The following is a 13491-nucleotide window of genomic DNA, read 5'->3' on the forward strand; positions in this document are numbered from 1 at the left end:
CATGCAGAATAAATTTGCTATTTATTTAGCTGCCATAGGGCATTTAGTCACGGATATGGCACAAGGTGCTTTGCCAGCGTTGCTTCCTCTGTTCATTAAAACTTATGGTCTAACTTATCAAGAGGCGGGAGGGCTTATTTTTGCTAATACAGCATTAGCGTCTCTTGCTCAGCCTTTCTTCGGTTATTTGGCTGATAAACGCTCAATGCCTTGGTTAATTCCATCAGGAATGTTACTTTCTGGTCTTTGTATTGCGGGCATGGGATTTGTACATTCTTACTGGAGTCTATTTGGATTAGCCATGATTGCGGGTATAGGTTCTGCTTTATTTCACCCTGAAGGTGCTCGTTTGATTAACCGCATGTCAGGTGATAAAAAAGGCAAAGCGATGGGTATTTTTGCCGTTGGCGGAAATGGTGGTTTGGCTATAGGCCCAATACTTGCTGGCACTGCCTATATTTGGGGAGCAGAAGCTTTAACTATATTTGCCTTTATTAATGGTATTATTGCACTGATTATTTATCTTCAATTACCGAAAATATCAGGCAAACAAACGATTGTTGCTAAAAAACAATTCGATCTTTCTCAACAACAAAATGATTGGAAGAGTTTTGCTAAGCTATCGGTGATTATCTTTGTTAGAGCGACTAATTTCACCGTATTAAATGCCTTTATTCCAATCTATTGGATTGCTATTTTGGCTCAGAAAGAGACTGATGCTAACTTTGCGTTGACATTATTTTCATCAATTGGTGTGATGATTACCTTTATCGGAGGATTATTAGCCGATCGTTGGGGTTATATTAAAGTAATTCGTTATGCTTATTTATGTCTTGTTCCTAGCTTATTGATATTTACACGTAGTGAGAATTTATGGCTTTCTTTTATATTATTAATTCCTCTAGGTTTTGGTGTTTTTAGCCAATATAGTCCAATTGTCGTATTGGGACAAAGCTATTTAGCTAGAAGTGTTGGTTTCGCGGCTGGAGTTACTCTTGGTTTAGGCATTACTATGGGCGGGATATTTTCACCAATTGTGGGCTGGTTAGCAGATCATTATGGGATTCAAATGGCATTACAAACACTTTGCATACTGAGTGTTTGTGCTTTAGTTTTCTCCTTTCTTTTAAAAAATCCGAGTTTGAAAAAATAATATTATTGTGAAATATAACTAAGCGTTTTCGAGTTATAAAAAAGTGCGGTAAATTTACCGCACTTTTTATGTAGATGATTCGGAATTAAAGAATTAGGCTACCGATAAAGGCAATGATGAAACCAATAATACCAATAAGTGTTTCTTGAACTGTCCAAGTTTTTAAGGTGGTTTTAGTATCCATTTCTAAGAAACGGCTGACCAACCAGAATCCTGAGTCGTTTACGTGAGAGAATGCAGTTGAACCTGCAGCAATTGCAATCACGATAAAACATAAGTCAAATTGAGTTAATGTAGGATCTGCAGATACCAATGGTGAAATCAACGCTGCCGTTGTTGTTAATGCTACAGTTGCAGAACCTTGGGCGATACGTAATGCCGTTGAGATAATGAACGCTGCAACGATAACAGGCATTCCCGTGTCTGAAAGCATTGATGCTAATACATCACCGATACCACTTGCTCGCAATACACCCCCGAACATACCACCCGCACCAGTAACTAAAACAATTGCACAAATAGGACCTAATGAGCTGTCACAAATTTTTTCAATTTGTTCATAGCTTCGTTGATCTTTTAATAAGAGTATAGCAACGATTAGTGTAATCAATAATGCAATAGGCGTTTTACCGAGTAAACGTAGTGATTCAACCCACATTTGTGAACCATCAATAACTTTTGAGATAGCAAGTGTATTCAACACGGTATCTAACATAATAAGTAGTAATGGCAATAATAGAATAGTGATGACTTTCTTGAAGCTAGGTGGATTTAATACCGCTGTATCGTTTATTGGCATTGCATTTAAGAAAGCTTTAGGTAAATCTAAATGATATTTTTTACTTAAACGTAAACCAAATAAATAGGTAGCAAAATACCAAGTTGGAATTGCACAACATAAGCCGACGATGGTTAATAAACCTATGTTGGCTCCGAGAAGATCGCCTGCTGCAACAGGGCCAGGATGGGGAACTGAGAATGCATGCATAACTGCAAAGGCACCGGCGGCTGGGAAGGCATAACGAATCACTGAACCACCAAATTGTTTTGCTACACTAAATATGATTGGTAGCATCACAACTAAACCGGCATCAAAGAAGATTGGAAACCCAAACATTAATGATGCTATACCTAAAGCAAAAGGCGCTTTTTGTTCTCCAAATTTATTAATCAATGTATCAGCAAGGACTTTTGCACCACCTGTTATTTCAAGTAACCGACCAATCATGGCACCTAAACCAACCAGTAATGCAACACTCGCTAATGTACCACCAAAACCATTAAGTAGGGTTGGTAAAATTTTTTCAATCGGCATGCCTGTAGCAAATGCAGTTAATAGGCTGACAATAATTAAAGCAACGAATGCATGAACTTTAAACTTCATAATTAATATGAGAAGTAATGCAATAGAGGCTAACATAATAAAAATTAACATAATATTCCTTATAAAATAGTTCTATTTTAAACTGCGGCTAACATACCACCGTCAACAAATAATAAATGACCATTAACAAAATTTGAGGCAGATGATGATAAAAACACAGCTGCACCAATTAATTCTCGAGGATCACCCCAACGACCAGCAGGTGTACGTTTACATAACCAAGAACTAAATTCTTGATTTTCAACTAATGGCTTAGTTAATTCTGTTGCAAAATAACCAGGCGCAATGCCATTGACTTGGATATTGTAACGAGCTAACTCAACACACATTCCTCGAGTTAACATTTTCACAGCACCTTTAGATGCTGCATAAGGTGTGATAGTGTCACGACCTAATTCACTCTGCATTGAACCAATATTAATGATTTTACCGCTCTTGCGTTTCACCATATAACGAGCCACTGCTTGAGAAATAATAAATACTGATTTTTGATTGACATTGATTACATCGTCGTAATCTTTTTCTGGAAATTCACAGAAAGGGTGGCGGCGCTGAATACCAGCATTGTTAACAAGCACATCAATAGGACCAATTTCTTTTTCGATATAGTCGATAGTTTCTTGCGCAGCTTTTGAATTAGTCACATCAAATGCTACTGCATGAGCTTTGAATCCTTTTGTTGCAAATTCAGCGGCGACTTTTTGCGCATTTTCAAGTTTTGTACCATGAATAATTACTTCTGCTCCATGTTCAGCTAAACCTGTAGCTAATAAATTACCAATGCCTCGAGTAGAACCTGTGATTAAAATACGCTTGTTTTTTAAAGAAAATAACTCACTCATTTTATTCTCCTTATGCAAATGAAAGCTGAACCTTGGAAACATGGGTTTTATCACCCGCTTTAATTAATGCTTGTTCTAGATTATGGTATGGAACAACTGCGGATAAGAGTGGTAACGGATTGATTTTACCTGAACTCAACCATTCAACTGAGGTATTAAATTCTTCAGTGAAACGGAATGAGCCGACTAAATTAATTTCCTTAGCAATTAATGTCATGATAGGAAAGTCTGGAACATTACCTCCCATGCCGATTTGTACGATATGACCTCTTGCACGAGTTACAGTTAAGCAACGTTCAAGAGAAGAAGGGTGCCCTGAAGCTTCAAAGGATACATCGAATGCACCTTTGTGTGCACTATATTCAGAGAAGTCATCGGTTGCTGCATTTAAGGCTTTGGTGGCTCCCATTTGCAGAGCAATATCTAAACAGCGTTGACTTAAGTCTGCAACCACAATTTCTTTGGCACCCAATGCTTTTGCCGCGGCGACAGTTAAGCAACCGATTGGCCCTACACCTGAAATAAAAACTCGTTTATTGATTAAATCGCCAGGTTGTTTTGCAGCATGAATTGAGACCGCTAAAGGTTCTGCAAATGTCATCACATCGTCAGCTGCTTCTTGTGAATAGGCAATACATTGTGCATTATCAACAACTTTAAATTGCGTGTAACCTCCATCTATATGTGGGTTATACATTGCACTACCAAAGAAACGCATCGTTTCGCATTGATTAGATTCATTAGATAAACAGTATTTACAGTGGCCACAAGGTTTACTTGGATTAATTGCTACTTTCTGACCGACATATAATTTCGGATCATTAGTTTTAACCACTTCGGCAATCATTTCATGGCCTAATACCATTGGATGCTTAACTTCAAAATTACCTACTTTACCATGTTGATAATAATGTAAGTCTGAACCACAGATTCCTCCCCGTATCATTTTCACCAAGGTATGCGTTTGATCTGATTCATCATAATTTACCGTTTGTTCAATAATATCAACATCTTTAGGGCCTTTAACTACACAGGAATGTGTTTTAATTTCCATAAGATTTTCCTTTTTTGTACATTGAATTGTTATCGGTAACATATCTTAATTTGGCAAAATCGTAAACAAAACTCTATTTAAATTGTGATCAACTTCAAATAAATGATAATTATTTATAAATAATGTTAAAAAATAATAGTATTAAATAAAAAAATATTGTTATCGGTAACTATTTGAATGTATGCTATTATTTAATAATAGATATGAGGGTAGGAGTTCTATATGTCTCAAGGTAAAAGTTTTATTTTGATGGGGGTTTCCAGTACAGGGAAAACCTCGATCGGTACAGAGGTCGCCCATCGCCTAGGAATTAAATTAATTGATGGTGACGATCTTCATCCTAGAGCAAATATTATCAAAATGGGGCAAGGCTTTCCTTTAAATGATGAGGATCGAGCCCCTTGGCTAGAACGAATTAGCGATGCGGCCTTTAGTTTAGAGCAAAAAAGTGAAGTTGGTATTATTATTTGTTCAGCATTGAAGAAAAAATACCGAGACCAAATTCGTGAAGGTAATCAACATATGAAGTTTATTTTTCTTCATGGTAGCTTCGACTTGATTCTTGAACGTATGCGTCAACGTAAAGGTCATTATATGAAAGAAGAAATGTTGAAGAGTCAATTTGCTACATTAGAAGTGCCAGGTCCAGAAGAAACGGATGTGATTCCAATTGATATCAATGGCAGTTTTGAAGAGGTGGTTGAACGCTGTTCTATTGCCTTGAAACCTTATTTATAATGATATAATTATTTTATTAAAAGTGCGGTAAAATTTTTGAGAATTTCCACCGCACTTTTTATTGCTTAAATGCTCTCGCCTAAATGAATTTGATAACCTAGATTAATCATTGTGCTTTGTGCTGGAATATCTTGTAAGCGATGAATTAATTCACGAGCAGCAACTCGCCCAATTTCTAAACGTGGAGTGATTACTGTCGCTAATTGAGGGGTAATAGATTGCCCAACATTATGTCCATGAAAACCCGCAATAGCAATTTGTGTTGGCACCTTAATACCTAATCGCTGGCATTCAAAGATCGCACCAATAGCAATGTCATCATTCGTACAGAAAATGCCATCTAACTCAGGGTGTTCTTGTAATGCTTGATGTAATAATTTACCCCCTAATGTAAAGGAAGAATGTTCTTTCGTATTAATGACAATGCTTGAAAGGTTATGTTTTTTTAGTGCCATTTCATAACCTTGCTGACGTAATTTGGTCCGTTTATCTTGACGTACAGAAAAGTAAGCAATATGTTGATGATTGCGCTTAATCATAGTTTCAACCATAGCTTGTGCTGCGGCAATATTGTCATAACCAATTACTTGGTGGCATCCTATTTCCGTAGTATCCATAATTTGAATAACCGGAATATTTGCGACTTGTAGCATTTTATTAGTACGTTCTGAATGATGACTTTCAGAAAGAATTAATCCATCAATATTATAAGATAATAAACTTTCAATACGTTGTTCTTCTTTTTTTTCACTATAACCATAATGAGCAAGCATAGTTTGATAACCTGCTTTATCAGTGATTTCTTCAATGCCTTTAATAACATCAGCAAAAACATGGTTGGTGAGCGAGGGAACTAATACCCCAATAGAATGGCTTTTGGCATTTGACAGGATATCTGGTGCTCGGTTGGGAAAATAACCAAATTCTTCAATAGCCAGTGCAATTTTTTTTCCTGTGGCTTCTGCAACAGATGATGGATTACGCAAATAACGACTGACAGTCATTTTGGTAATACCTAAATGGCTTGCAATATCTTGTAGGGTAGGACGCTTATTTTTAATCATAATCCACATTATCATTTAAATTATTATATTTCTTATTCTACTGTATGATGGCGCTGGAAAAAACTAATCTAAGTCATAAATAATTAAAATAAGCTAAGATTTTGCCTAAATTATAAAAAGAGTATAATAAATCTATGATATTTCATGAACAAGGAGCTTAGCATGCAAAATGATGCGAATACTGTTCCGTCAGACCCAGATAACAAAATTGAACAATCCAATATTCGACTGACCCAGTATAGCCATGGTGCAGGTTGAGGCTGTAAGATTTCGCCTAAGGTGTTAGGGACAATTTTACACAGTCAATTAGAACCATTTGTTGATCCGCATTTATTAGTGGGTAACGAAACTGCAGATGATGCGGCAGTATATGATCTTGGAAATGGTACCAGTATTATTAGCACCACGGATTTTTTCATGCCAATCGTGGACGACGCTTTTGATTTTGGACGTATTGCGGCTACTAATGCTATCAGTGATATTTTTGCGATGGGAGGAAAGCCTATTATGGCAATTGCTATTTTGGGTTTTCCAATTAATGTATTACCAGCAGAAATTGCTCAAAAAATTGTAGATGGTGGGCGTTATGCTTGTCGTCAAGCTGGTATTGCTCTTGCTGGTGGGCATTCTATTGATGCACCAGAACCTATTTTTGGTTTGGCTGTAACAGGGATTGTGGCAACAGAGAAAATAAAACGTAATGCTTCAGCGGAAGCTGGCTGTAAACTATATCTCACTAAACCACTTGGTATTGGCATTTTAGCTACGGCAGAAAAACGTGGTCAGTTAAAGCCTGAGCATGTAGGCTTAGCTACGCAAGCCATGTGCACAATGAATTTAGTCGGTAGCCAATTTTCAGAATTGGAATCTGTTACTGCCATGACAGATGTGACAGGGTTTGGATTATTAGGGCATTTACTAGAAGTTTGTGAATCCGCTAATTTAGTTGCAAATGTTCACTTTAATAAAATCAAGACATTAGCTGGTACAAGCTATTATATTGAACAAGGTTGTCTTGCTGGTGGAGTGAACCGTAATTATGAAAGTTATGGTCACAAGATTAGTCAAATGACAGATTTACAAAAAGCGGTCTTGTGTGATCCGCAAACTTCGGGGGGATTACTGATTGCGGTTCGTCCTGAAGGTGAACAAGAAGTGCTTGAAATTGCAAAAAAAGCGGGAATTGAGCTCAGTGAAGTGGGCGAATTAAGCACTAGAGAAAACGAGCAAGATCCTGTGATTATTCATATTCAAGATTAATCTCAGATTATCATCTAAAGTGCGGTTAAAATTTTTGAAATTCTAACCGCACTTTTTTATGATTCAGTGACAGAACAATACTTATTAGGCAAAGTTCAGATAAAATCCCGACACCTCTAAAACATTATCGGAATAATACTGAAAAATTAGATTTTTTATGATAGAATTTCGAACCAAATTTATTCCATTCAATTTTAATTAGGATATATCATGAAAGTATTAGAAGGTGGCTTAGCAGCTCCAAAAGCACGTGTTGCTGTAGTTGTAGCTCGTTTTAACAGTTTTATTAATGACAGCTTAGTTGAAGGTGCTGTAGATGCATTAAAACGTATTGGTCAAGTTAAAGATGAAAATATTACGTTAGTACGTGTACCTGGTGCATATGAATTGCCTTTAACTGTACGTCGTTTGGCTGATAGCAAACAATATGATGCAATTGTTGCATTAGGTACCGTAATTCGTGGTGGTACAGCACACTTTGAATATGTTGCAGGTGGTGCAAGTAATGGTATTGCACATGTTTCGGTTGAAGCGAATATTCCAGTTGCATTTGGTGTATTGACTACTGAAAATATTGAGCAAGCCATTGACCGAGCTGGTACAAAATCCGGTAATAAAGGTGCAGAAGCAGCTTTAGTTGCCTTAGAAATGGTTAACTTATTAGATCAAATCAAAGCATAATTGGTACGATCATGACTGAACAAAATAAAAAACGTCCATCACCCCGTCGTCGTGCAAGAGAATGTGCGGTACAAGCATTATATTCTTGGTATATTTCTCAAAATCCAGTAGAAACTGTGGAACTATCATTTGTGACAGATCAAGATATGAAAGGTGTTGATATGCCTTATTTCCGTAAATTGTTCCGCCAAACGGTAGAAAATATACCAAGCGTAGATAGTACGATGGCACCTTGTTTAGATCGTTGCTCAGATGAGTTAGATCCCATTGAGAAATCTATTTTACGCTTAGCTGTTTATGAACTTAAATATGAATTAGATGTGCCTTACAAAGTCGTTATCAATGAAGCGATTGAATTAGCTAAAACATTTGGTGCAGAAGAAAGCCACAAATATATCAATGGTGTTCTTGATAAAGTAGCACCCGCACTAAATCGAAAATAATTAAATAATCTGAGTGAGGATTTTTATGGCTGAAGGTGAATTTGACTTAATCAATCACTATTTTGCTACGTCTAAACAACCATCTCGCTCAGATGTTATTCTTTCCATCGGTGATGATTGTGCTATCACACAGTTGAAACCTAATCAACGTTTAGCCATCACCACTGATACGATGGTTGAAAACTCGCATTTCTATCCAGACATTCCTCCTCGAGCTTTAGGTTATAAAGCGATAGCAACAAATCTCAGTGATCTTGCTGCAATGGGGGCAAGACCTGCTTGGGTATCATTAGCCTTAACTTTACCGAAAATAGATACATATTGGCTTTCAGAATTTAGCCAAGGGATGTTTGACATATTAAATCAATATAATGTGACATTAATTGGTGGAGATACCACGAAAGGGCCCATCCCAACCATTACTATTACTGCGCACGGTATTCTAGGCGATTATGCACTCCGCCGTGATCAGGCTAAAGTGGAAGATTGGATCTATGTGACAGGGCAGTTAGGTGATGCACTGGCAGGCTTTTATCTCAGCAGAGATCGGCAACAAGGACGAAAAAGTGCGGTTGCAAATCAAGAAAATTTTTTCATTCAACGTAATCTTTACCCTGTTCCTCGTGTTGAATTTGGTCAAGTGCTAGCACAGCATTATTTAGCCAATGCAGCAATGGATCTTTCTGATGGATTAATGGGAGATTTGATGCATATTCTTGAGCGTAGCCATAAAAGTGCGGTATTGAATTTAGAAAATTTACCCATTTCTCCACAATTGGAAGCTTATTATGGGCGAGAAGAAGCTGAACGTATGGCGTTGCAAGGCGGAGAAGATTATGAGCTATGTTTTACCGTTTCAGATGAACAACAAGCCAAACTCGAACAATATTTAACCCCATTAAATGTCCCTTATACTTGTATTGGACGTATTATTCAGCAAAATTCACTGCAACCTATTCAACTACAACGATATAACCAAAAGATTGAATTGGATATTCAGAGTTTTGATCATTTTAAATAGGATAACTTAATGAAATCTTTTAATTCATCAAGTGAAGTATTATCACGAGTAACATTACGTAATCCTATCCATTTCTTTGCCTTAGGATTAGGGAGTGGGCTACTTCGTCCCGCACCTGGTACATGGGGGAGTTTTGTTGCGGTCATTATTGGTGCATTTTTGCTTTCATTCATGGGCAATACTGCTTTCCTGATTTTTACTGTAGCCAGTTTCTTTATCGGTATTTATTTCTGTCAAAAAACATCTGATGATATGGGCGTGCATGATCATGGTGCGATTGTTTGGGATGAGTTTGTAGCCGTTTGGTTAGTGCTATTAACTGTGCCAGCAATAAATTGGCAATGGTGCTTAATAGCTTTTGTCATTTTTCGTTTATTTGATATTTTAAAACCTTTCCCTATTCGCTATTTTGACAATAAATTAGAAAGTGGTTTTGGCATTATGATTGATGATGTATTAGCTGCAATTTATTCGATAATGGTGATTTGGTTCATTCATCAGTATTAAGCGTGAATATGTTAAATTTAATTATTGTGCATTTTTTCGGACTCATTACCCCCGGGCCTGATTTCTTTTATGTGAGCCGTATGGCAGCTAGTAATTCTCGACGTAATGTCATCTGTGGAATAATTGGTATTACCTTGGGTGTAGCATTTTGGGCAGCTACCGCAATGTTAGGCTTAGCCATTGTGTTTACCACGATGCCTGTGTTGCATGGCATCGTTATGTTACTTGGCGGTGGCTATCTTGCCTATTTAGGCATGTTGATGGTGAAAAGCCGTACTAATGTGACCTTTGATTCGCTTTCTATTGCAGAACTGAATCAAGCGACAACAATTAAAAAAGAGATATTAAAAGGTCTATTTGTTAATCTTTCGAATGCTAAGGCGATTATTTATTTTGCCAGTGTGATGTCATTAGTTTTAGTTAATATTACAGAAACTTGGCAGGTGCTTTTAGCTTTTGGTATTATCGTGGTAGAAACCTTTGTTTATTTTTATTTAATTTCCTTATTTTTCTCACGACCATTTGCAAAAAATTTTTATAGCAAATATAGTCGTTACATTGATAATATCGCAGGCGTAATCTTTTTGTTATTCGGCATTATTCTTGCCTATACTGGCATTGTGGAAATGCTGAATTAATTTATTACATAAAAAAGAAAAGGACAAAACATGACATTAAAAATTGCAATCGTCGGAGCGGGTGGACGTATGGGGCGCCAACTCATTCAAGCCGTACAAAATGCACAAGGCGTGGAACTTGGTGCCGCATTTGGACGTAAAGGTTCATCTCTAGTGGGTTCAGATGCAGGTGAATTAGCTGGCATTGGTGCATTAGGTATAAAAGTGGCAGAAGACCTTGCCAGCCAAAAAGATAACTTCGATCTCATTATCGACTTCACTCGCCCTGAAGGCTCCCTTGAACACATTAAATTCTGCGTAGAAAATAATAAAAAATTAATTTTGGGCACCACAGGATTTGATGAAGCAGGTAAAGCCAAAATTCAAGCCGCAGCAGAAAAAATCGCAATTGTATTTGCTTCCAATTACAGCGTAGGCGTAAATCTGGTCTTCAAACTATTAGAAAAAGCGGCAAAAGTGATGGGAGATTCTTGTGATATTGAAATTATCGAAGCTCACCACCGCCATAAAGTTGATGCACCATCAGGCACTGCACTTTCTATGGGCGAACATATTGCTAAAACCTTGGGGCGTGATTTAAAAACTAATGGGGTTTTTGCTCGAGAAGGCATTACTGGTGAGCGTAAACATGAGGATATCGGTTTTTCAACTATTCGAGCAGCTGATGTTGTTGGTGAACATACAGTTTGGTTTGCTGATATTGGTGAAAGAGTGGAAATTTCTCATAAAGCTTCAAGCCGTATGACCTTTGCAAATGGCGCTGTTCGAGCTGCTAAATGGATTGCTAATAAAGATAAAGGTTTATTTGATATGACAGATGTATTAGATTTAAATAATCTGTAATTTAACATGAATCTTGAAGAAGCACAGTATTGAACTGTGCTTTTTTATTGGAAAACTGCGGTCAATTTTTTGAAAATTTTAATTAGCTTAATAAATTAGTTTAATTATTTCATAAAAAATAAAGCCTATTTTTTTAAAGCTAAATCATTCTTGATCAATAAATGATAAAGATGTTTAAGAAGTTTATTTATTACTCTTTAGAACCATGGTATTTTATAGAAGTTACTAAGGATGGTAGAGTTAAATGATTAAGGGAATATGGATATATTCCCTTTTTTATTTTTGTAAAATCTTTTTAAGAGAACCATGATATGAATCTTCAAACAACTCCAATTGTCGAGGTAAAACTCGGCTTTAAATGGCAAGGATTACTCATTGCTATTCTGGTGGGGCTAGCAATTTGGATTATTCCAACGCCAGAGGGCTTAAGCTCTAAAGCATGGGGAATGCTTGCTCTTTTCGTTGCAACTATTGTTGCAATTATTGCAAAAGCTATGCCTATGGGCGCCGCAACATTAGTTGCTTTAGTCATCAGTGGTATTACTGGTTTAACACCGATTCAAGCAGGTAAAAATGAAGTTGCAATGTTATCGGGTTTTGCTAATAGCACAATTTGGCTCATTGCAATTGCTATGTTCTTATCTCGAGCAGTAATTAAAACAGGTTTAGGCAAACGTATTGCCTTATACTTCGTTTCTCGCTTTGGTAAAAAAATGATGGGTGTAGCTTATGCAATGGCATTAGCTGATATTGTTGTTGGCCCAGGTATTCCATCAGCATCAGCGCGTGGAGGCGGAATTATGTATCCAATTATGCGCTCGATCGCTGAAACCTATGATTCAAAACCAGGCCCTACAGCTCGCCGTGCTGGTGCATTCTTAGCCATTGCAGTATCACAAATTGATACTATCGTTTGTACCATGTTCTTAACAGCAATGGCAGGTAACCCATTAATTGCTGAATTAGCTAAAGGTCAAGGTGTAGAAATTACTTGGATGAGCTGGTTCTTAGGTGCCATTGTTCCTGGTATTGTAAGTTTAATTGTTTTACCTTATTTTGTGTATCTCATTTATCCACCAGAGTTAAAAGATACACCTAAAATGGCTCAAATGGCAAAAGATGAATTAACTGCAATGGGGCCAATGAGTAAAGCTGAATGGATACTTGCATTAGATTTTATCTTATTACTTTTCCTTTGGACGGTTGGTGATTTAGTATTCCATATTCCTGCAACGGTATCGGCATTCGTAGGTTTAGTGATTTTATTATTAACTAATATAATGAGTTGGAAAAACATCATTGAAGAAAGCACGGCATGGGATACAATGTTTTGGTTTGCTGTGTTAGTTATGATGGCAAATGCATTAAATAAATATGGCACGATCGCATGGATTTCTAATCATATTTCCTCTTCTGTTGGTATATTTGATTGGCCGATTGCTTTTACAATTTTAGTATTAGTATATTTCTATACTCGTTACTTCTTCGCATCAGCAATGGCACATATTTCAGCAATGTATTTGGCTTTCGTCGCTGCTGCAATCGCTTGTGGCACACCACCAATTATTGCAGCATTAGGCTTAGGTTATACATCAACATTATCAATGAGTTTAACTCAATATGCAGGTGGCCCAGGCCCCGCATTATTTGGTTCGGGTTATAACTCTACAGGTCAATGGTGGGGGGTGAGCTTCGTAGTTTCACTTCTTTCTCTTGCTATCTGGTTCGGTGTCGGCGGTGTTTGGATGAAAATATTAGGTTGGTGGTAAAATGAATTATCCAAAGGTCATTTGAGCAAGAAGTTTAATTAAATGAATAAAGTGCGGTAAATTTTTTCAAAAATTTACCGCACTTTTTATATAA

The 13491-nt window shown here is 37.0% G+C and carries 14 protein-coding genes; 10 read left to right on the forward strand and 4 right to left on the reverse strand.

Translation table 11 applies throughout. The annotated features are described in order from the left end of the window. Nucleotide 1: 1 nt before the first annotated feature. Nucleotides 2-1153, forward strand: coding sequence for an MFS transporter (locus tag HMPREF1052_RS01365; protein ID WP_005759056.1), 1152 nt, complete (start codon nucleotides 2-4; stop codon nucleotides 1151-1153). Between the two features lie 85 nt (nucleotides 1154-1238). Here the strand turns inward: HMPREF1052_RS01365 and HMPREF1052_RS01370 are convergent, their stop codons facing one another. The 3 genes from HMPREF1052_RS01370 to idnD are packed head-to-tail and all read right to left on the reverse strand — an operon-like array spanning nucleotide 1239 to nucleotide 4433. Next, nucleotides 1239-2588, reverse strand: a complete 1350-nt coding sequence (locus HMPREF1052_RS01370; RefSeq protein ID WP_005759173.1) for a GntP family permease — start codon at nucleotides 2586-2588, stop codon at nucleotides 1239-1241. A 26-nt stretch (nucleotides 2589-2614) separates the two neighbouring features. Continuing rightward, nucleotides 2615-3379: a gluconate 5-dehydrogenase gene (idnO, locus tag HMPREF1052_RS01375; RefSeq protein WP_005758790.1), complete on the reverse strand. Its 765-nt coding sequence runs from the start codon at nucleotides 3377-3379 to the stop codon at nucleotides 2615-2617. Between the two features lie 10 nt (nucleotides 3380-3389). Next, a complete protein-coding gene (gene idnD, locus HMPREF1052_RS01380) occupies nucleotides 3390-4433 on the reverse strand; it encodes an L-idonate 5-dehydrogenase (RefSeq protein ID WP_005759037.1) in 1044 nt (347 codons plus the stop codon). Nucleotides 4434-4655: 222 nt separating this feature from the next. On the opposite strand from idnD, the gene HMPREF1052_RS01385 reads away from it, so the two are divergent. Beyond that, nucleotides 4656-5171, forward strand: coding sequence for a gluconokinase (locus HMPREF1052_RS01385; protein WP_005759126.1), 516 nt, complete (start codon nucleotides 4656-4658; stop codon nucleotides 5169-5171). A gap of 65 nt (nucleotides 5172-5236) precedes the next feature. On the opposite strand, the gene HMPREF1052_RS01390 is transcribed toward HMPREF1052_RS01385, so the two are convergent. Beyond that, complete coding sequence (locus HMPREF1052_RS01390; protein ID WP_040596173.1) at nucleotides 5237-6235, reverse strand: substrate-binding domain-containing protein; 999 nt, start codon at nucleotides 6233-6235, stop codon at nucleotides 5237-5239. Nucleotides 6236-6397: 162 nt separating this feature from the next. Here HMPREF1052_RS01390 and selD point away from each other — a divergent pair, with 162 nt between their 5' ends. The 8 genes from selD to HMPREF1052_RS01430 all read left to right on the forward strand — a co-directional run bounded on the left by selD (nucleotide 6398) and on the right by HMPREF1052_RS01430 (nucleotide 13397). Continuing rightward, nucleotides 6398-7495, forward strand: a complete 1098-nt coding sequence (selD, locus tag HMPREF1052_RS01395; protein WP_081484375.1) for a selenide, water dikinase SelD — start codon at nucleotides 6398-6400, stop codon at nucleotides 7493-7495. Nucleotides 7496-7705: 210 nt separating this feature from the next. Continuing rightward, nucleotides 7706-8176, forward strand: a complete 471-nt coding sequence (gene ribH / locus HMPREF1052_RS01400; protein ID WP_005759080.1) for a 6,7-dimethyl-8-ribityllumazine synthase — start codon at nucleotides 7706-7708, stop codon at nucleotides 8174-8176. 11 nt (nucleotides 8177-8187) lie between these two features. Further along, entirely contained in the window at nucleotides 8188-8619 is a 432-nt protein-coding gene (nusB, locus tag HMPREF1052_RS01405; protein ID WP_005758926.1) for a transcription antitermination factor NusB, read from the forward strand. 25 nt (nucleotides 8620-8644) lie between these two features. Next, nucleotides 8645-9640 (forward strand): thiamine-phosphate kinase, encoded by a 996-nt coding sequence (thiL, locus tag HMPREF1052_RS01410; RefSeq protein WP_005758791.1) that lies wholly within the window; start codon nucleotides 8645-8647, stop codon nucleotides 9638-9640. Between the two features lie 9 nt (nucleotides 9641-9649). Next, nucleotides 9650-10147 carry a phosphatidylglycerophosphatase A family protein gene (locus tag HMPREF1052_RS01415; RefSeq protein ID WP_005759052.1) on the forward strand — a complete coding sequence of 166 codons (498 nt, stop codon included), beginning with the start codon at nucleotides 9650-9652 and terminating at the stop codon, nucleotides 10145-10147. Between the two features lie 8 nt (nucleotides 10148-10155). Beyond that, the gene (locus HMPREF1052_RS01420) at nucleotides 10156-10785 is read left to right on the forward strand and encodes a homoserine/threonine efflux transporter (protein ID WP_005758933.1); all 630 of its coding nucleotides are present in this window, start codon (nucleotides 10156-10158) and stop codon (nucleotides 10783-10785) included. 30 nt (nucleotides 10786-10815) lie between these two features. Then, complete coding sequence (dapB, locus tag HMPREF1052_RS01425) at nucleotides 10816-11628, forward strand: 4-hydroxy-tetrahydrodipicolinate reductase (RefSeq protein ID WP_005759050.1); 813 nt, start codon at nucleotides 10816-10818, stop codon at nucleotides 11626-11628. A 311-nt stretch (nucleotides 11629-11939) separates the two neighbouring features. Next, nucleotides 11940-13397 (forward strand): DASS family sodium-coupled anion symporter, encoded by a 1458-nt coding sequence (locus HMPREF1052_RS01430; protein ID WP_005759186.1) that lies wholly within the window; start codon nucleotides 11940-11942, stop codon nucleotides 13395-13397. The last annotated feature ends 94 nt before the right edge of the window (nucleotides 13398-13491 follow it).

It is taken from the genome of Pasteurella bettyae CCUG 2042 (assembly GCF_000262245.1).
Lineage (GTDB): Bacteria > Pseudomonadota > Gammaproteobacteria > Enterobacterales > Pasteurellaceae > Basfia > Basfia bettyae.

Excerpts from the sequence above, each read along its gene's own strand:
- idnD (WP_005759037.1), bottom strand. The coding sequence starts at position 4,433 with ATGGAAATTAAAACACATTCCTGTGTAGTTAAAGGCCCTAAAGATGTT.
- HMPREF1052_RS01430 (WP_005759186.1), top strand. The coding sequence starts at position 11,940 with ATGAATCTTCAAACAACTCCAATTGTCGAGGTAAAACTCGGCTTTAAA.
- HMPREF1052_RS01370 (WP_005759173.1), bottom strand. The coding sequence starts at position 2,588 with ATGTTAATTTTTATTATGTTAGCCTCTATTGCATTACTTCTCATATTA.
- dapB (WP_005759050.1), top strand. The coding sequence starts at position 10,816 with ATGACATTAAAAATTGCAATCGTCGGAGCGGGTGGACGTATGGGGCGC.
- HMPREF1052_RS01415 (WP_005759052.1), top strand. The coding sequence starts at position 9,650 with ATGAAATCTTTTAATTCATCAAGTGAAGTATTATCACGAGTAACATTA.
- HMPREF1052_RS01365 (WP_005759056.1), top strand. The coding sequence starts at position 2 with ATGCAGAATAAATTTGCTATTTATTTAGCTGCCATAGGGCATTTAGTC.
- ribH (WP_005759080.1), top strand. The coding sequence starts at position 7,706 with ATGAAAGTATTAGAAGGTGGCTTAGCAGCTCCAAAAGCACGTGTTGCT.
- HMPREF1052_RS01420 (WP_005758933.1), top strand. The coding sequence starts at position 10,156 with ATGTTAAATTTAATTATTGTGCATTTTTTCGGACTCATTACCCCCGGG.
- HMPREF1052_RS01385 (WP_005759126.1), top strand. The coding sequence starts at position 4,656 with ATGTCTCAAGGTAAAAGTTTTATTTTGATGGGGGTTTCCAGTACAGGG.
- HMPREF1052_RS01390 (WP_040596173.1), bottom strand. The coding sequence starts at position 6,235 with ATGATTAAAAATAAGCGTCCTACCCTACAAGATATTGCAAGCCATTTA.
- thiL (WP_005758791.1), top strand. The coding sequence starts at position 8,645 with ATGGCTGAAGGTGAATTTGACTTAATCAATCACTATTTTGCTACGTCT.
- nusB (WP_005758926.1), top strand. The coding sequence starts at position 8,188 with ATGACTGAACAAAATAAAAAACGTCCATCACCCCGTCGTCGTGCAAGA.
- idnO (WP_005758790.1), bottom strand. The coding sequence starts at position 3,379 with ATGAGTGAGTTATTTTCTTTAAAAAACAAGCGTATTTTAATCACAGGT.